The following is a 19,390-nucleotide window of genomic DNA, read 5'->3' as shown; positions in this document are numbered from 1 at the left end:
TCGCCCTCTTAACCAAACTCACGCAGGCGATTGAAAAACTGGGTCATTGGTGAGACTTTCGTCTGGCGATCTTTATCACCGGTGATCACCACAGTCGCAGTGGTACCCGCCGGGAAGCGATTACCTGGCTGATCATCAAGATGAATACGTACCGGTACACGCTGCGCCAGACGCACCCATTCCAGATTGGAATCGACCGTAGCCATGCCTTTGCTATCGACGCTGCTACTGCTGTTGGTGACACCTGCCGCAATGCTATCGACGGTGCCGCGCAGCACGGTGTTGCTACCCAGCGGCGTGATTTCGGCACGGAAGCCCGGACGTACGCCATCCAGCTTGGTCTCTTCCATATAAGCCATCACATAGAATGAATGCTGTTGTACCAGCGCGACGGCAACGGAGCCACGCGTGATGAACTCGCCTTCATACACATTGAGGTTGGTGACCCAGCCGTCAGACGGTGCTTTGATGGTGGTGCGATCAAGATCGATCACCGCCAGATCGCGCGTCGCGATGGCTTTCGCCAGTTGATGCTCGGTGGTGGTCAGATCGTTGTTCGCCTGATCGATAGCCTCACGCGACATCGCACTGGTGCCGAGCTGATTACGGCGTGCAGCTTCACGACGTTTTTCGTTAGCCACCGCCTGGTAATACTCAACGTCGGCCTGGGCCTGATCCAGCGCCATCTGGTAACGCGGACGATCGACCACGAACAGCGTGTCGCCCTTCTTCACCAGTTGGTTATCATGGACCGGCACATCGGTGATCAAACCGGTGACATCCGGAGAGATCGCCACGACATCGGCGGAAAATTTTGCATCACGCGTCCACGGGGATTCGGTGTAGAACACCCAGGCGCGGAAGATGATCACGATAGCGATGACAACCAGCAGGAGAGTAATCGCGTAGCGCGCGATTTTTCTTATTAGCGCTTTCACTTAAAACCTCAGACGAATAGACGGGATACAAGGTAAAACACACAGCAGTACAACGCTGTGTTAAAAAGTGCCGGATGCCAGACCAGATCATACAATCCACTTGGCGTCAGCACGCGTTTCACCAGCCAGAACAGCGCCAGCGAAACAATCAGTTCAATGAAGATGGGCGGGAAAGACAACCCAAATACGACAAATACCGGAAGCACACTCATTACGGTTCCTTAGTTCGACCTTGCCGGATTGCACCGATACCTGCCCGTACGCCACAAAACACGACGGGTTGATGATAGTGGGATGACGGGTAGACTGATGGCAACATTCAGGCCGTTTGAGCTAATCATAGCGTATCATCTGACAAACACGGACAGATTTGCTGCCATGTTCAGGTGCGGTGAAAAGACCCAGCGTGCGTATAGTAACGCGCTTGACTATACGTTTTCTACATATTGTGAGCTAAATCACTTTTTAGCCAGAGTAAACAATGGAACGACTTAAAGGCATGTCCATCTTCGCCAAAGTGGTTGAATTAGGTTCCTTTACCGCCGCGGCACGTCAGCTTCATCTTAGCGTTTCGTCTATCAGCCAGATAGTCGCGAAACTGGAAGATGAGCTACAGGTCAAACTGCTGAATCGCAGCACCCGCAGCATTGGGCTGACCGAAGCGGGCAGAATCTATTATCAGGGCTGCCGCCGCATGCTGGCAGAGGCGATGCAGGTGCACGAGCAGCTGTATGCCTTCAACAACACGCCGATTGGTATTTTACGCATCGGCAGCTCTTCTACAATGGCGCAAAATGTCCTCGCCGATATGACCGGCGACATGCTACGCGAATATCCGGGGTTGAGCGTCAATTTAGTCACCGGCATCCCGGCACCGGATCTCATCGCCAATGGACTGGACCTGGTGATACGCGTGGGTGAGTTGCAGGACTCCAGCCTGTTCTCGCGTCGGCTGGGGGCCATGCCGATGGTGGTATGCGCGGCGAAAAGTTATCTGGCACAGCAGGGAGTGCCGGAAAAACCGAGCGAAATCGATAATCTTTCGTGGCTGGAATACAGCGTACGGCCAGATAACACCTTTGAACTGATTGCACCGGAAGGATTGGTCACACGTCTGACGCCGCAGGGGCGCTTCGTCACCAATGATTCGCTGACGCTGATTCGCTGGCTGAAAGCCGGATGTGGCATCGCTTATGTGCCACTGATGTGGGTGATTAACGAGATTAACACCGGCGAGATCGATATTGTGTTTCCGCAGTACCAGTCGGCACCGCGACCGGTGTACGCGTTATATACCGAAAAGGATAAGCTGCCGCTGAAAGTGCAGGTGTGTATTGATTATCTGACCGAGTATTTCAAACGGGTGGCGCGCCAGTATCAGCAGCACCGTAAAAGTTAACAACCCGCCGGATGGCGGGTTGTTGCAGGATGATCAGGCGGTTCCGCCGACAGTAAGCTTGTCCAGCTTCAGCGTCGGCTGACCCACGCCAACCGGTACGCTCTGTCCTTCTTTACCGCAAACGCCAACGCCTTTATCCAGCGCCAGATCGTTGCCCACCATCGAAATTTGCTGCATGGCTTCGATACCGGAGCCAATCAGCGTGGCACCTTTCACCGGTTTGGTCACTTTACCGTTCTCAATCAGATAGGCTTCCGAGGTTGAGAACACAAACTTACCGGAAGTGATATCCACCTGGCCGCCGCCAAAGTTCGGGGCGTACAGACCATATTCCACACTTTCAATGATGTCCTGCGGCGTGGATTTTCCCGCCAGCATATAGGTGTTGGTCATACGCGGCATTGGCAGGTGAGCATAGGATTCACGACGGCCATTCCCGGTAGGATTGACGCCCATCAGACGCGCATTGAGTTTGTCCTGCATGTAGCCTTTCAGCACCCCGTTTTCGATCAATACGTTGTACTGACCCGGTACACCTTCATCGTCCACCGCCAGCGAACCACGCAGACCTTCGATGGTGCCATCATCCACTACGGTACACAGCTCAGACGCCACCAGCTGCCCCATTTTGCCGCTGAACACCGAGGTCGCGCGACGGTTAAAGTCGCCTTCCAGACCGTGACCGACCGCTTCATGCAGCAACACGCCAGGCCAGCCAGCACCCAGCACCACGGGCAGTGTCCCCGCCGGTGCCGCAACGGCTGACAGATTAACCAGTGCCATACGGACCGCTTCACGCGCCCAGGCATCCGCGCGCACATCGCCGCTTTCATCGGCCAGGAAGAAGTCATAACCGGTACGGGCACCGCCGCCGCTGGAGCCGCGCTCACGCTTGCCCTGGTCCTCCACCTGTACGCTGATAGACAGACGCACCAGCGGACGTACATCAGCAGCCAGTGTGCCATCGGTGGCCGCCACCAGCACCTGCTCGTAAACCCCGGTCAGACTGGCGTTCACTTCCTGCACGCGTGGGTCAGCGGCGCGCGCCACCTTATCAACACGATGCAGCAAAGCGATTTTGTCTTCACGCGTCAGGCTATCCAGTGGGTTCACCGCTGCGTACAGTGAACGGTTGATCACCGCCGATAAGGTATGGGCTTTGCCATTACCCTGCTCACGCACGATACTGCGCGCGGCTTCAGCCGACTGGCGCAACGCGTTCAGGGTGATTTGGTCTGCATAGGCAAAACCGGTTTTCTCACCGCTTACCGCGCGAACGCCAACGCCCTGGTCGATATGGTAAGAGCCATCTTTGATGATTTTGTCTTCCAGCACCCAGGATTCATGGAAGCTGGACTGAAAATAGAGATCGGCATAATCCAGACGACGTTCTGAAAGCTGCCCTAACAGGGAAAAAAGGTCCTGCTGATTAATGCTGTTCGCAGTTAGCAACTGCTCACTTACCAGATTCAGAGTCATCGTTTCTCACTCAGTATTTGCTCGGATACTTCATAGCCTGCGGTAATTCCCCGACGGCGTCAAATTCACTTCTTGTCGTTTTCACGCGGTTTGCGCAGCACTTCATTGATTTCCGGCTTATCCAGTGGTCCGCTGATGTGATAACGCAGCAGCGAGATTTTGTTCCACACGGGCCCCAGCACCTTACTGGCGGCGAAAACCGCGGCACCGACCACCGGGTTGATCACAAAAGCGGTCGCCACGCCTACCGAAGCCGAAATTTCCGGTGCCACTACGGCTTCCATATCAATCTCGCGTTTCACAAGGTCAACTTTACCCTGCATGGCAATATCCGCTTCGAGACCATCAACCAACAGGTTATCGGTATGCATCACGCCGTTTTCAATCCACGCCGTGCCATTAATTGAATCGAAAAAGAAGCCCTGGCCGAAGGTATCACTGAAATCGAAACGCAACTTGCGCAACAGGGCGTCAAAGCTCATCAGCCGCAGCAGCTGACCAGCACGACCGGTACTGACATCCGCAATCTGGCCTTTGCCGAAATGTGATTTCAGCGTACCGCTTAAGGTTGGCTCAGAGGGCTGCCAGGGTGCGGAGCGCCAGTGTAAATCATAATCGATTTTAAACGGTGCATCGCGCAGCGGCGTGTTCACGCCAAACCAGTTAGTGGCGTCGTTGATGTTGTTACCGCTCAGCGTTCCTTTCAGCGAGGTGCGTTGCTCACCGGGTTTATTGACCCATTCCCCGTTGACGCTCAGCTTCGAGCTGCCGGTATCCACCGAACCGTTAGTGAGTGCTAACGTATCGCCATGGGGTTGCAGCAACGCCTGCATATGGCCAAACTTCTGCCCGCGTAGCCAGCACTCCTGGCAGCTCAGTTGCAGAGCTGGCCAGTTGGTGAAATTGATGTTGGTATCACTACCGAACGGGGATGCTGTGCCATCCTTGCTCTCCGCCCATTCCGGGTTGTAGTAAAGATAGCTGAGGGCGATCTGCCAGGGCGCATTCTGTGCGGTTTTCAGACTGCCACGCGCTTCACGGCTGTCGAGCTGCACATCGGTATTCCCGGTCGGCCCCTGGGTCACGGTAGCACTGAGATCATGCCATTGCTGGCCTGCCAGCCGCAGCGCCGGGGTATGCAACGTAACATCCCCCGGCAGCAGCGCGCCGCCAATACTGGTTTCGCCCTGCGCATTGCGCGAGCCGCCCGATCCAGCCAGCAGCCCCATCCAGGCCTCACCGTCCATCTCAGGTAAATTCAGCACCATGCCGCGATTTTCAGGCAGTTTCGGCGTCGTTTTGGCATCGTTCAGCCAGATACCGCGATCGACCCGCAGCTGTGGCTCCAGCAGCCAGCGGCTGTTAAAACGATGATGCCCCAGCACACTACCGCTGAGATCAAATCCGCGCAGGTCACCGCTGGCAGCAATGGTAATCGGCAGCGCGGAACCTGCGCTCTTATCCAGCGGAGCCGGTAAGCGACTGCTTACTTCTTTGCCATCGCCTTGCAAATCTATTTTGTAGCTTGCGCCACCTTTATTCGGCAGGGTGATATCGACATTGCCCTGCCAGGGCAGATTGCCACTCAGCTGGCTGGTGAGGGTCGAAGGCAGCACCTTTAACTTCGCCAGCTGCCAGTCACCCAGCAACTTCACATTGACGCCAAAGTTATCCGGGTTCTCCTGGGTGCTGAAGCTGACGCCAACCGGCTGTCCGAACCAATTCGCCTGCATCTCCTCACTTTGCAGATTGCCGTTGTTATAACGGAAACGCCCGGTGAGGTTGTTCAGTGTGGTGTTCAGCGGCTTGATATGCAGGCTGTTATTGTTCATCACTACGTTGCCGCTGGCATGAACCAGTTCACCATTCAGCGGAATATCGAGGTTGAGCTGACCACGAACATTGCCTTTGATCTGTAGCTGTTGCAGCGCCGCCCCCAGCGATGGCTTGAGTGGGGTGAGTTCGAAGTAATCCCCAATCTGCTTACCTTCACCACTCAGGTCGCCATCAATGATCAGCTTCTCTTTCAGGTAATCCGGGATCACCGCGCTGATATTGCGCGCATCCACCTCTCCCAGCTTCGCCTGATTGGCTTTCATCCACAGACCGTCGTTGACAAAATCGAGATCGATGTCGAGATTGTTAATCGCCGGCCAGCCGGGCTGGAATTGATAGGTGGCATGACGCAGCGGCACCCAGACTTCAAACATGCCGTCGTTGTGGCGGAAGGGAAACAGCGTCGGATCACCGGCAAACAGCAGCGTGGCGTTATCAACCTGCCCGCCTTTAATCGCGTTGCTGAGATAGTCCGTCAGGCCATGGCCCATCAGCGGTTCCGGGAAATAACGCCAGGCATCGCCCGCATCGGTCACGCGAATCCCCGCCAGAATATCCAGCCGTGGCGCTTTGCCGAGGTTCTGCTGATAGAGGAAATCGCCGCGCGCCCAGAGCGAACGCGCCTTCACATCCAGCTGATGGCCATCCAGCGTCAGGCCATTATCATCATGCCGCCAGTTGAGCTTGCCGGTGATTTGCTGGATTTGTAACGGTGCCTGGAACATATCACCGTAGGGAACCTCGGCCTGCCCCATCGCCACATCCAGCTGACCATTGCTGAGGCTGCCACTGGCGTTACCACTCAGTTTGCTGATGCCCGGCAACAGTTCCCAGTGCTGCCAGCTTAAATCACGCCATTGGGCCTGCAAACGGGTTTGTTCGGGTTGCTGTAAGGGGATATCCAGCGCCAGCGCATCGATGTAGCCCTGCGGTTGTAGCGCGCGCCAGTTGTCGAACAGCGTTGGCGAGAGTGGCGAGAACAGCGGTATCAGTGGCGCAAGACGTTGCAGATCCAACTGGGTAGCGCGCACGCGGATTTCCGGCGCACTGCTGGCACCCAGCAATTGTTGATCTTCGGGTTTCCATAGCAGTGAAAAATGCCCCGGTTGCCAGGCAACCCCATCGGTGCTGAGACGGGTTTGCGGCACGGACACCATCCAGCCATTCTGGAAACGGGACAGATGGGCGGTTAAACCATCTACCTGCAACTGATGATCACCCTGTTCGCCACGCCAGCGTGCACCGCCCTGCCGCAGTAGCAAATCACCGGCATAAACATCGCCATCACGCAGATTTACCCATGCGGCGAGGCTGAAACGCGCGCTTTCGAGGCTGGTGTTATCGCGCAGCCAGCGACCGATCCACGGACGCACATCGACATCATCCGCCTGCATCCAGATACGCCCGGTATCGAGCAGGCCGTTGTTGTCATTAAGATCGAGACGAACCTGCACCACGCCATGCTGGCCGGTAAAGCTCGACAGGCTCACCTCACCTTCAGCACGATGACGTGTTTTTTCATTCAGCCAGGTGAGACGGGGGATCGCCAGCTCGGCGTGTTGCCCGGAAGGGGTCAGAAAACGGATGCTGCTATCACGCAGGTCGAAATGATCGAACTGACGCAGGAAGAGTTCGTTGATCTGCGTCGGCTTGAAACTGTTTTTCTGTTCATCGCTAGTGAGCAACTGACGATTGAGTTCGACGTGCATCTGCCAGAAGGTAAGATCGCGAAACTGCCAGCGCCACTGAAAAAGTGACTGCCAGATATTGAGTGCCAGATTGACGCGACCAATGCTCAACTGCCCGGCGTCTTGCATGGCAATATGCAGATCGCGCACCTGCAACGTGGGGCCGAAATTTTCCCAGCTACCCTGCAGCTCGCTGGCCTGCACCGGCACGCCTGTGGCGCGGGAGATGACCTGCAAAATGTCGCTGCGGTAGCTGTTGAGATGCGGCATGACGAGGCGCAACCCGCTGACCAGCAGCGCCACAATAACGATGATTGTGGCGAGTAGCAGTAACAAAATCCTCGGCAACCGCCTCACACACCTCTCCTTGTTTTCCGCCGGATTACGGAGCGATACCTCTCAAGCCCTGACCGTTATCAATGCGGAACAATCGGGTCGAAAACGCATATTACCCCAAAAAAGGGGCTATTTTTAGCCCGGGTCCATGACAAAACGTCGTGCAAGGCCAGCATAAACAAGAAAAATTACATCATCACCACGTCAAACTGCTCCTGAGTGTAAAGCGGTTCAACATGGACTTTCACCTGTTTGCCCACAAATATCTCCACTTCGGCTAACGCGTGGGACTCATCACTTTTCAGCGCTTCCCCCACCGCCGGAGAGACGTACACCAGGAAGCGGTCAGAATCGTAGGCATGGTGCACACGCACAATCTCACGCATGATTTCATAGCAGACGGTTTCCACCGTCTTCAGCGTGCCGCGTCCTTTACATACCGGGCAATCGGCACACAACACATGCTCGATGCTTTCGCGCGTGCGTTTACGCGTCATTTCCACCAGCCCAAGCGCCGAGAAACCATTGATCCCGGTTTTCACCCGATCTTTGCTGAGCGCGCTTTCCAGCGAATGCAACACACGGCGGCGGTGGTCATCATTGCTCATGTCGATAAAATCGATAATGATGATGCCACCCAGATTACGCAGCCGAAGCTGGCGGGCAATCGCCTGAGTAGCTTCGATATTGGTGTTGAAAATGGTTTCGTCCAGATTGCGATGGCCAACAAACGCACCGGTATTGATATCGATGGTAGTCATCGCTTCAGTCTGATCGATGATCAGATAACCGCCAGACTTCAGTTCAACTTTGCGATCGAGCGAACGCTGAATCTCGTTTTCCACGTCGTAGAGATCGAAAATCGGCTGTTTACCGCTGTATAACTCCAGCTTACTGGCCATCTCCGGGATGTATTCGCCGGTAAATTCCACCAGCAGATCGCAGGTCAGGCGGGAATCCACCCGGATGCGATCCAGCGCCGCACCGGCAAAATCACGCAACACACGCTGTGCCAGCGCCAGTTCACCATACAGCAGGCAACGCGTCAGGTTGCGCTTCTTACGTTCACTGACTTTGGTCCATAGACGCTTGAGAAATGCGGCATCCTGCGCCAGCTCTTCTTCGCCAATCCCTTCGGCGGCAGTGCGAATAATAAAGCCACCAAGATCGTCGCAGTAGGCGGCAACCACCGCTTTCAGACGTTCGCGCTCGGCTTCACTTTCGATACGCTGGGAGACGCCAACGTGCGAGGCACCCGGCATAAACACCAGATAACGCGACGGCAGCGTGATGTCAGTGGTGAGGCGTGCGCCTTTGGTGCCGAGGGGATCTTTCACCACCTGCACCATTAAATCCTGCCCCTGGCGTACCAGTTCGGCAATATCGCGCACGTTGAAATTCTTTTGTTCATCACCCGCGACACATTCGGTGTGCGGCATGATGTCAGAAGCGTGCAGAAAAGCCGCTTTGTCGAGGCCAATGTCAACAAATGCCGCCTGCATACCCGGCAGCACGCGACTGACGCGTCCCTTGTAGATGTTGCCTACAATGCCGCGCCGCGCTTCGCGCTCGATGTGGATTTCCTGCAAAATGCCGCCATCAATATAGGCGACGCGTGTCTCCGAGGGTGTCACATTTACCAGCAGTTCAGCCGTCATCTTGTCCCCTTAGCGCACGCAGTGACTGAAAATTGCTGAGCAACTCACCGGTCTCAACCAGCGGTAATCCCACCACTGCGTGATAGCTTCCATTAATTTTGCGCACGAAGTTCCCTCCCATGCCCTGTATCCCGTAAGCGCCGGCTTTATCCATCGGTTCGCCACTGGCGATATAGTGCGCAATTTCTTCCGCCGTGATCTTGCGGAAGGTCACGTCTGTGACCACCAGACAATCCAGTTGCTGCCGGTGGTCGGCCAGCGCCACTGCGGTCATCACCTGATGTGTCTGCCCGGATAGCTTACTCAGCATGCGGGTCGCGTGAGCCGCATCGGCCGGTTTTTCCAGCACTTCACCATTAAGTACCACGATGGTATCAGCACCCAGCACTGGCAAATCCTGCGGGGCCACAGCCACCCCGGCAAGCGCTTTATCGATTGCCAGACGACGCACATAAACCTCAGCGGCTTCCGCTGGCAAACGTTGTTCTTCCACATGGGTGACCAGACGTTCGAATTGCAGGCCAAGCTGCGTCAACAGCTCACGTCGACGCGGTGAACCGGAAGCCAGGTACAGGGTTATCATAGTTTTCCTTACTGAACAGCGAACTGACGACGAATCTTTCTCATTAATAAGAATAGCCAAGGCCAGAGAATGCCGTCGACAACGCTACTCCAGAAGATTTCCGGACGAAAGGAGACATTAATCACCAAAAATTCCGCCCAGAAAACAATAACATCCACCGCCAGTGACAGCACCATAACCATTAATGCCTGCTGCCACAACGCTAAGTTACGGAAAAGCTGAAATTTAAAGGCGACCAGGTAGGCGATGATACTCAATGCCAGCGCACGCACGCCCAGCGTTGAACCGGCCACCAGATCCATGATGGCACCCAATACAAAGCCGGTGCCAACATTAACCCGATGTGGCAACGCCAGCACCCAGTAGATGAGGATCAACAAAAGCCATGATGGCCGGAACATGTAGAACTGTTCTGGCCAGGGCATGATTTGCAGGATGAGGGCAATCAGGAAGGACAGCCAGATAACCCATCGGCCCTGGCTGCGATATCGACTCAAGGCTGGCCTCCACGCGTGTTCGCCGGTGTTACCTGCGAACTGCTGCCATTGCTGGCAGGCGCGGGTGGTCCCATTTGCTGACTGCCGGGCGCGGGCGGCCCCATCTCACCGGCTGGCGGTAAGACCTGTGGCATCATCTGCATTAAACGTTCATTGGCAACACGGTGCACTTCATCTGGCGCCATTGGCATATCGCCGTTACGATCCGCTCCCCACAGCAGCAACAGATAACGCAGACGCTGCAGACCCGCAGTCGGGCGTGCCTGGATAACGGTATACGCACGCTGCGTATCCACTTTCACCGATGACACCACGGCAACCGGATAGCCTTCCGGGAAACGACCACCCAGACCCGAGGTGACCAGCACATCACCCACACGAATGTCGGTATTGCCTGGCAGATGCTCAAGTTGCAGATCTTCATTACAGCCGTTACCGGCCGCAATCACGCGGATATCATTACGCAGCACCTGGATCGGCAACGCATGGGAGGCGTCACAGATCAGCAGCACACGGCTGGTCACCTGGCCTACCGCCACCACCTGCCCCACGACACCTTTATCGCTGATCACCGGCTGGCCTTCGTAAACGCCGTTTACGCTGCCTTTGTCGATAACCACCTGATCGGTGTAGGGATCGGTGCCGGTAGAGATCACCTGCGTCACCATCTTGTGCTCATCCTGGCGTAACGGTGAGCCGAGCAGCTCGCGCAGACGCGCGTTCTCCTGCTTGTATTGCCCCAGCATCAGCAGGTCGCTGTTCTTCAGAAAGAGTTCACGACGCAGTGCTTTGTTTTCCAGTTCCAGCTGCTGGCGCGAAGCCAGCGTGGCGGAAACGCCGTCAAGAAGCTCTCTTGGCCCGTTAGCCAGGAAGTAAAATGGACTGACCGATGTGTCCAGGTAGTTGCGAATCTGGGAAAAGGAGGCCACGCGGCTATCAGCGATAATAATCGCGATGGCCACAATGACTGCCAGAAAGAGGCGCAACTGCAGGGATGGCCCCCTGCTAAAAATCGGCTTCATAAAATCTGCGTGTTCCTCGACATCAGGGAAGAAGCGCGGGTCCTAAAACCTGCGCCTCCAGGGCTGGACGCATCGTGCCGTCATGCGCAGCGTCGTCATCGGCGCTCATTCCCTGCGCAATTTGACCACGGCCTCAGCCGATGAGGATTTACTCCTCGCTGAACAAATCGCCGCCATGCATGTCGATCATTTCCAACGCCTTACCACCGCCACGCGCTACGCAGGTCAGCGGGTCTTCGGCCACGACCACCGGAATGCCGGTTTCTTCCATCAGCAGGCGATCGAGGTTACGCAGCAGTGCGCCACCACCGGTCAGCACCATGCCACGCTCGGAGATGTCGGAAGCCAGTTCCGGCGGGCACTGCTCCAGCGCCACCATCACCGCACTCACGATACCGGTCAGCGGTTCCTGCAGCGCTTCCAGAATTTCATTGGAGTTCAGCGTAAAGCCGCGCGGCACACCTTCAGCCAGGTTACGACCACGAACTTCGATTTCACGGACTTCATCGCCCGGATACGCAGAACCGATCTCATGCTTAATACGCTCAGCGGTTGCTTCACCGATCAGCGAGCCGTAATTACGGCGTACATAATTAATGATAGCTTCATCGAAGCGGTCACCACCAATACGCACTGAAGAGGAGTAAACCACACCGTTCAGAGAGATAACGGCAACTTCAGTGGTACCACCACCGATATCCACCACCATCGAACCGGTCGCTTCTGATACCGGCAGACCGGCACCGATCGCAGCGGCCATCGGTTCTTCAATCAGAAACACTTCGCGCGCACCTGCGCCCTGCGCAGATTCACGGATAGCACGACGCTCAACCTGGGTTGCCCCCACCGGCACACACACCAGCACACGCGGGCTGGGGCGCATAAAACTGTTGCTGTGCACTTGTTTAATAAAGTGCTGCAACATTTTTTCGGTGACAAAGAAGTCTGCAATTACACCGTCTTTCATCGGGCGAATTGCAGCGATATTGCCCGGCGTACGGCCAAGCATCTGTTTGGCGTCATGACCAACGGCGGCAACGCTCTTTGGGGATCCGGCACGATCCTGACGAATGGCAACCACGGAAGGCTCGTTCAGCACGATGCCCTGTCCTTTTACATAAATCAGGGTATTCGCGGTACCCAGGTCAATGGACAAGTCATTGGAAAACATGCCACGAAATTTTTTAAACATACTAAGGGATAATCCTGCAAGCTGGGGGCGGAAAATAAAATCCGCCTACTTTACCAACCACGCGAAGCCGCTACAAGGCGCAAAAACGTTCCGCTTCGGTGAAAAAATATGCTAGCTAATTTTTACAGCAATGTATGCTGCGGTTCGCTAAGGAAAAATGGCGCAAAGCCGCCGCTTTCAGTGCTTTTCGCCCCGCAAGCGCAGGCGGTTTTCGACATAAAATCTAACATTTCCAGCATAGCTGCTGGCCGGCATCATTCAGGTTTACAGCGTAAAACAACCATGAGCGCCGCCATCGGCTAATTAACGGCTAAATTCGATAACGTTGTGAATGTTTTTTCACATTACTGTTTACCGGCAGCGAGGGAGCAAAGAAATCGCCCTGACCACCAGCAACCCCCAACCCAGCCAGCATTTGCCACTCCGCACGCGTACGTACACCGGCAGCGAAAACCTGAGTGGGTGTGGACTTACACACCTCCAGCAGGCTTTGTACAAACAACTGATTTTCCGTGCGTCGTTCAATATTACGTACCAGACCGGGGTCCAGTTTGATTAATTCCACCGGAAATTGCTTGATATAAGCACTGCTCACCACCGTTAATCCCGCCTGATTGACAGCGATGCGACAACCAAATGCACTGAGCATCCTGAAAATCGGCACTAAGCGGTTGATGTGTTGACAAACATCCGCTTCTGCAAGTTCAAATAAAAAACGTTTTCTTTGCGATTTGCTGCATTGCAGCAGTAATTTTTGCAGCCAGCGCTGAAAAGGTCGCTGTAATAACGAATCAATATTCACCGGCAGCGCCAGGGTTTCATCAGGCCACATCTCGGTTAATGCAGCGATACGGGTCACCATCTGGCGATCCCAGCTATCGGCCATCCCCAACTGCTGCACCAGGGGCATGAACTCGGCAGACACCACCTCTTTGTCACCATCAAAGATACGCGCCAGCATCTCGCGATGATGGACTTTGCCATCCAGCATGACGGCGGGTTTCTGATACAAACGGGGTCCACCACGGCTCTGGGTATTTTCCAGCAGCGTTCGCCAGCGTACGCTGCCACGCCCCATATCCAGCGGGTTACCCTCGCCGATTGACCAGTTGTTCCCCCCCTGCAGGGCAGCGCGACGCGTGGCCATTTCCACGTTTTCCATCACCTGTGGCACGCTGAGTCCGCTGCGCCAGGCGCTGATACCGATATGGATCAGATCATCACGATCCACCATGCGCATCGGCGGCAGAGAATCCACGGCATTGATCAGCTGATCGGCAATATTGTTGGCTTCTTTAAGGGTTCGGTGCGGCAGCAGCACGGCGAAGTCACTGCGGAAATAACGCGCCAGCAGCGCGCCGGGATAACGCAACACGAAGGTGGACAACATATTAATGAGATCAAACAGGTATTCTTCGGCCAGCGCCGGACCGAGGGTTTCATACTGCGTCTCCAGGTCGGGCAGGCGCACCATCATGACCACACCGTGGATGCCAACATCTTCCTGATCTTCCAGCAGGGTGGCCAGCTGGTTATCGAAGAACAGACGATTATTTAACCCAGTACGCGAATCCTGCGCGGCAAAAGTACGAATCAGGGTGTCGATGCGCAGTCGCTGCTCACCCGCCTCCAGCAAATCATGCAACAGAAGATCGATAGCGTGACTGGCCTTAGGTGGCCACTCCACTTCTTCATTGTCCCTGGCCTGGCGGTCACCCGCCAGGATACGCTCCGAACGCGCTTCCAGCCGCTCCATATTACGCCAGTGGCTATTCAGCCAGCGATGCGTCATCACCAGCAGTGAGGCCATGATCATCACCACGGTCAAAATGACCACCAGCGTATAAGCCCCGGTGAAGGAGCGAAACCAGGTCTTAGCCGGATCGAGCACCACCACGCGCAGCATCATGCCAGATGAATGCGCCAGCGGCAGATCGAACTGGATAAAGCGGTTTGGCTCATCTTCCAGCATCGGGTTTTCATGGCGGGCCAGACGAAACAACGTACGCTCGCCGTCGTGTAGCTCCAGCTGTTCGGCATTAATCACCGGCATAATGCGCGACAGCCATTGCGTCAGATCCTGTGGCGATTGGGTGATTAAGGCTTTGTCCACTTCGGTTGCCAGGGTTTGTACGCGGGTTTCAACCCGCTGCTGTGACAACCAGACAAAACTAAAAGCACAGCCCACCAGCATCAGCAACATCGCCAGTAAGCTTAATAATGTAATAAACGCAGAAAACTTCGTGGTTAATCGCATCCCTGTGCCTGTATCACTGCGGTTATGAATGAAAAAGAACCGGCGGCACCAGCCTCACTGGCGCAAACCTGAGCAAAATAGCATAAATCACCGCCTGAAACAGTGTTCATCCATCATCGCGACCTATACAGAGACGAGTATAACGGTAAACATGGAAGTCCTGACTTTCACATGATTTTTTTCGTCCTATTCTCAAGATAAGCGCAGCCAGGAAATTTCACATTTTACGGCTCTTTCTGGCGCAAATTACCGGGTTTGATCATGCTTGCCTTAAACATTCAGCCGGAGAATTCCATGAAGCCGAAGCATTTCCTTTCTGAAGCCGATGTGACGCCAGAAAGTATCTTCAATATGCAACGTCGTCAGGTGCTGAAAGCCCTTGGCCTGGGTGCTGCCGCAGCCAGCTTCCCGCGTATAGCGCAGGCCGATGTTCTCAGTTGGTTTAAAGGCAACGATCGCCCTGCCGCGCCAGCTGGGAAAGCGCTGCAATTCAGTAAGCCGCCCGCCTGGCAGGCAGATTTACCCCTCACCCCGTTTGATAAGGTCGCTGGCTACAATAACTTCTATGAATTTGGCCTTGATAAGGCCGATCCGGCAGCGAATGCCGGGACGCTGAAGACCGATCCCTGGCAGCTGCGTATTGAAGGCGAAGTGGCAAAACCCATTACGCTGGATATGGATGACATCTTTAAACGTTTTGCGATGGAGCAACGTATCTACCGTATGCGCTGTGTTGAGGCCTGGTCAATGGTGATCCCCTGGGTGGGATTTGAACTGAACAAACTGCTGAAACTGGCGGAGCCCACCAACAATGCGCGTTTTGTGGCGTTTCAAACGCTCTATGCCCCGGATCAAATGCCGGGCCAGAAAGATCGCTTTATTGGCGGCGGGCTGGATTATCCCTATGTCGAAGGATTACGCATGGATGAAGCGATGCATCCCCTGACCCTGCTCAGCACCGGCGTATATGGCAAAGCGCTGCCACCACAAAATGGCGCGCCGATCCGGCTGACCGTACCGTGGAAATACGGTTTCAAAGGCATTAAATCGATAGTCAAAATTACCCTGACTCACGATCAGCCGCCTACCACCTGGAATCAAATCGCCGCCAATGAATATGGCTTTTATGCCAACGTAAACCCGCATGTCGATCACCCGCGCTGGTCACAGGCGACAGAGCGTTTTATTGGTCCGGGAGGCATTCTGAAGGTGGAGCGCCAGCCAACGCTGCTGTTTAACGGCTATGCCAAAGAAGTGGCATCGCTCTATCACGGGCTGGATTTACGGGAGAATTACTGAGTGCGTCTGACATTACGCCACATTACCTGGCTGAAAGTGGTGCTGCACCTGGCGGCGTTTCTGCCGCTGGTGTGGCTATTTTTTGCCGCCAATCAGGGTTGGTTAAGCGCCGATCCGGCCAAAGATATCCAGCATTTTACCGGCAGAATGGCGCTTAAACTGTTGCTGGCGACGTTGCTGGTGAGTCCCTTAACGCGCTACGCCAAACAACCCCTGCTGATTCGCACCCGTCGCATGCTCGGTCTGTGGTGCTTCGCCTGGGCCTGCCTGCATCTGCTAAGTTATTATCTGCTGGAATTAGGGGTCAATAATCTGCGATTGCTCGGCAGTGAGTTGATATCCCGCCCCTATCTGACGCTGGGTATTATCTGCTGGCTGGTGCTGTTCGCGCTGGCAATCACCTCCTTTCAGCGCGCGCAGCGTAAACTGGGACGTCGCTGGCAAACTCTGCACAATGGTATCTATCTGGTGGCGATCCTCGCGCCCATTCACTATCTTTGGTCAGTTAAAGTCCTGTCACCACAGCCGCTGATTTATGCGTTGCTGGCTCTGCTACTATTGGGCTGGCGTTACAATAAGTTGCGAAAACTCTTCTCCCGATAATTTCTGCACGGTTGTCTTCCTGCTGCGATTTCTGTTAAAAGGTGTGGCCTGCTGGCCGCATCCGATCATCTTCGCAGATAAGACCAGTATTTTGCTGCGAATTGCGACGAAACGGATATAATGCCCGGCTTTATTGCAAGTGAAGTCTTCTTTTTCACTCGGAAGAGTGACAAAGGAAGATTGTCGCGGTATTTTACGCGATGCCTGAATAATTGCAGGAGATAGCAGCAAGATGGCGCATAACTTTCACATACTGCTTTTGAACGGACCCAACCTGAATATGCTGGGAACGCGTGAGCCTGAGAAGTATGGTCATACCACGCTGGCGCAAATTGTCAGCGATCTGACGCAACAGGCTGACCAGCACCATGTGAAATTGAGTCATTTGCAATCGAACGCGGAGTTTCAGTTGATCGATCGTATTCACGAGGCCCAGGGCAATGTGGATTACATCATCATCAATCCAGCGGCATTCACGCACACCAGCGTCGCGCTGCGTGATGCTCTGCTGGCGGTAAACATTCCCTTTATCGAGGTGCATCTGACCAATGTGCATGCACGCGAACCGTTCCGCCATCACTCCTATCTTTCCGATGTATCTGCCGGTGTCATCTGTGGACTTGGCGCTGACGGATACTCGTGGGCTTTACAAACGGCCGTAAAACGCCTGACACATTCCAATTAAACAGAGTACGGAACCACACTCATGGATATTCGTAAAATTAAGAAACTGATCGAACTGGTTGAAGAGTCTGGCATCGCTGAGCTGGAAATCTCTGAGGGCGAAGAGTCCGTTCGTATCAGCCGTTCACCTGCCAATGTCGGTTATCCTATGATGCAGCAGGCTTATGCTGCACCTGCACCGCAGGTAGCCCCTCTGGCTGCTGCGGTTGCCCCTGCTGTTGCTGCACCGGTTGCGGAAGCCGCTAAACCGGAAATCAGCGGCCACATCGTGCGTTCACCGATGGTAGGCACCTTCTATCGCACCCCAAGCCCGGACGCGAAAGCCTTTATCGAAGTCGGCCAGAAAGTTAACGCCGGCGACACCCTGTGCATCGTTGAAGCGATGAAAATGATGAACCAGATCGAAGCCGACAAATCCGGCGTTGTGAAAGCGATTCTGGTGGAAAGTGGCCAGCCGGTTGAATTTGACGAGCCGCTGGTTGTCATCGAATAACGAGGCGAACCATGCTGGATAAAATTGTCATTGCTAACCGCGGTGAGATCGCGTTGCGCATTCTGCGTGCCTGTAAAGAACTGGGCATCAAGACTGTGGCAGTGCACTCCACGGCGGACCGCGACCTGAAGCACGTGCTGCTGGCTGACGAAACTGTCTGCATTGGCCCGGCGCAGTCGGTCAAAAGTTACCTCAATATCCCGGCCCTGATCTCCGCCGCCGAAATCACTGGCGCGGTTGCGATCCACCCGGGCTATGGCTTCCTGTCTGAGAACGCCGATTTCGCCGAGCAGGTTGAGCGTTCCGGCTTTATCTTTATCGGCCCGAAAGCGGATACCATCCGCCTGATGGGTGACAAAGTGTCGGCAATCACCGCGATGAAAAAAGCCGGTGTACCGACCGTACCTGGCTCCGATGGCCCACTGACTGAAGACATGGATAAAAACCGTGCCTTCGCCAAACGCATCGGCTATCCGGTCATTATCAAAGCCTCCGGCGGCGGTGGTGGTCGTGGTATGCGTGTGGTGCGCAGCGACAAGGATCTCGAGCAGTCCATTAACATGACGAAAGCGGAAGCCAAAGCGGCTTTCAACAACGACATGGTTTACATGGAGAAATACCTCGAAAATCCACGCCACATCGAAATCCAGGTCATGGCTGATGGCCAGGGCAACGCGATTTATCTGGCAGAACGCGACTGCTCCATGCAGCGCCGTCACCAGAAAGTGGTTGAAGAAGCACCCGCACCGGGCATCACGCCAGAGCTGCGCAGCTTCATCGGCGATCGCTGTGCCAAAGCCTGTGTGGATATCGGCTACCGCGGCGCAGGTACCTTTGAGTTCCTGTTCGAAAACGGTGAGTTCTACTTTATCGAGATGAACACCCGTATTCAGGTAGAACATCCGGTCACCGAGATGATCACCGGCGTAGACCTGATCAAAGAGCAGCTGCGTATTGCAGCCGGTCAGCCACTGTCTATCCGCCAAGAGGATGTGATGATTCGCGGCCATGCGGTGGAATGCCGTATCAACGCCGAAGATCCCAACACCTTCCTGCCAAGCCCGGGTAAGATCACGCGTTTCCACGCACCGGGTGGCTTTGGTGTCCGCTGGGAATCGCATATTTATGCCGGATACACCGTACCGCCATACTACGATTCCATGATCGGCAAGCTGATCACTTACGGTGAAAACCGTGATGTGGCCATCGCCCGCATGAAAAATGCGCTGGCGGAACTGATCATTGACGGTATCAAGACCAACGTCGAACTGCAGATGAAAATCATGTCCGACGAAAACTTCCAGCAGGGTGGCACCAATATCCACTACCTGGAGAAAAAACTCGGCATGCAAGAGTAATCCCTGCAACGCAGAGTTCCTTTGAGGCCGGTTAAACCGGCCTTTTTCATTTTTGTTGCCTTTGAGGT

16 protein-coding genes are annotated in these 19,390 nt (G+C 54.9%); 6 read left to right on the top strand and 10 right to left on the bottom strand.

Annotated elements, in window-relative coordinates:
- Positions 1-8 precede the first annotated feature (8 nt).
- The gene (gene aaeA / locus RCF31_RS15065; RefSeq protein ID WP_299447247.1) at positions 9-938 is read right to left on the bottom strand and encodes a p-hydroxybenzoic acid efflux pump subunit AaeA; all 930 of its coding nucleotides are present in this window, start codon (positions 936-938) and stop codon (positions 9-11) included.
- A gap of 8 nt (positions 939-946) precedes the next feature.
- On the bottom strand, positions 947-1,150 hold the full coding sequence (gene aaeX, locus RCF31_RS15060) for a p-hydroxybenzoic acid efflux pump operon protein AaeX (protein WP_013510717.1): 204 nt from the start codon (positions 1,148-1,150) through the stop codon (positions 947-949).
- 269 nt (positions 1,151-1,419) lie between these two features.
- Here aaeX and aaeR point away from each other — a divergent pair, with 269 nt between their 5' ends.
- On the top strand, positions 1,420-2,337 hold the full coding sequence (gene aaeR, locus RCF31_RS15055; protein WP_299447253.1) for an HTH-type transcriptional activator AaeR: 918 nt from the start codon (positions 1,420-1,422) through the stop codon (positions 2,335-2,337).
- Between the two features lie 33 nt (positions 2,338-2,370).
- Here aaeR and tldD read toward each other — a convergent pair whose 3' ends face one another.
- From tldD to csrD, 8 genes are all read right to left on the bottom strand, one after another.
- Complete coding sequence (gene tldD, locus RCF31_RS15050; RefSeq protein ID WP_416411440.1) at positions 2,371-3,816, bottom strand: metalloprotease TldD; 1,446 nt, start codon at positions 3,814-3,816, stop codon at positions 2,371-2,373.
- Between the two features lie 65 nt (positions 3,817-3,881).
- The gene (gene yhdP, locus RCF31_RS15045; protein ID WP_416411439.1) at positions 3,882-7,697 is read right to left on the bottom strand and encodes an AsmA2 domain-containing protein YhdP; all 3,816 of its coding nucleotides are present in this window, start codon (positions 7,695-7,697) and stop codon (positions 3,882-3,884) included.
- 167 nt (positions 7,698-7,864) lie between these two features.
- The gene (gene rng / locus RCF31_RS15040; protein ID WP_299447262.1) at positions 7,865-9,334 is read right to left on the bottom strand and encodes a ribonuclease G; all 1,470 of its coding nucleotides are present in this window, start codon (positions 9,332-9,334) and stop codon (positions 7,865-7,867) included.
- Complete coding sequence (locus RCF31_RS15035; protein WP_416411438.1) at positions 9,324-9,917, bottom strand: Maf family protein; 594 nt, start codon at positions 9,915-9,917, stop codon at positions 9,324-9,326. Before RCF31_RS15035 ends, rng begins: the two co-directional genes overlap by 11 nt.
- 8 nt (positions 9,918-9,925) lie before the next feature.
- On the bottom strand, positions 9,926-10,414 hold the full coding sequence (gene mreD / locus RCF31_RS15030) for a rod shape-determining protein MreD (RefSeq protein WP_084877224.1): 489 nt from the start codon (positions 10,412-10,414) through the stop codon (positions 9,926-9,928).
- Positions 10,411-11,436, bottom strand: coding sequence for a rod shape-determining protein MreC (gene mreC / locus RCF31_RS15025; protein WP_299447272.1), 1,026 nt, complete (start codon positions 11,434-11,436; stop codon positions 10,411-10,413). Before mreC ends, mreD begins: the two co-directional genes overlap by 4 nt.
- 148 nt (positions 11,437-11,584) lie before the next feature.
- The gene (gene mreB, locus RCF31_RS15020; RefSeq protein WP_003855260.1) at positions 11,585-12,628 is read right to left on the bottom strand and encodes a rod shape-determining protein MreB; all 1,044 of its coding nucleotides are present in this window, start codon (positions 12,626-12,628) and stop codon (positions 11,585-11,587) included.
- A gap of 310 nt (positions 12,629-12,938) precedes the next feature.
- A complete protein-coding gene (gene csrD / locus RCF31_RS15015) occupies positions 12,939-14,885 on the bottom strand; it encodes an RNase E specificity factor CsrD (protein ID WP_416411436.1) in 1,947 nt (648 codons plus the stop codon).
- Positions 14,886-15,179: 294 nt separating this feature from the next.
- On the opposite strand from csrD, the gene msrP reads away from it, so the two are divergent.
- The 5 genes from msrP to accC all read left to right on the top strand — a co-directional run bounded on the left by msrP (position 15,180) and on the right by accC (position 19,322).
- Complete coding sequence (msrP, locus tag RCF31_RS15010; RefSeq protein WP_416411435.1) at positions 15,180-16,184, top strand: protein-methionine-sulfoxide reductase catalytic subunit MsrP; 1,005 nt, start codon at positions 15,180-15,182, stop codon at positions 16,182-16,184.
- Positions 16,185-16,787 (top strand): protein-methionine-sulfoxide reductase heme-binding subunit MsrQ, encoded by a 603-nt coding sequence (msrQ, locus tag RCF31_RS15005; RefSeq protein ID WP_310617727.1) that lies wholly within the window; start codon positions 16,185-16,187, stop codon positions 16,785-16,787.
- 232 nt (positions 16,788-17,019) lie between these two features.
- Positions 17,020-17,472 (top strand): type II 3-dehydroquinate dehydratase, encoded by a 453-nt coding sequence (aroQ, locus tag RCF31_RS15000; protein ID WP_299447291.1) that lies wholly within the window; start codon positions 17,020-17,022, stop codon positions 17,470-17,472.
- A gap of 21 nt (positions 17,473-17,493) precedes the next feature.
- Entirely contained in the window at positions 17,494-17,964 is a 471-nt protein-coding gene (gene accB, locus RCF31_RS14995; RefSeq protein WP_208716687.1) for an acetyl-CoA carboxylase biotin carboxyl carrier protein, read from the top strand.
- An 11-nt stretch (positions 17,965-17,975) separates the two neighbouring features.
- Positions 17,976-19,322 (top strand): acetyl-CoA carboxylase biotin carboxylase subunit, encoded by a 1,347-nt coding sequence (accC, locus tag RCF31_RS14990; RefSeq protein ID WP_084877243.1) that lies wholly within the window; start codon positions 17,976-17,978, stop codon positions 19,320-19,322.
- Positions 19,323-19,390: the final 68 nt, after the last annotated feature.

The organism is Pantoea sp. App145 (assembly GCF_047947045.1).
Classification (GTDB): Bacteria; Pseudomonadota; Gammaproteobacteria; order Enterobacterales; family Enterobacteriaceae; genus Pantoea.
Note: the sequence above shows the minus strand (reverse complement) of the source record. Positions and strands in the feature narration are given on the sequence as shown.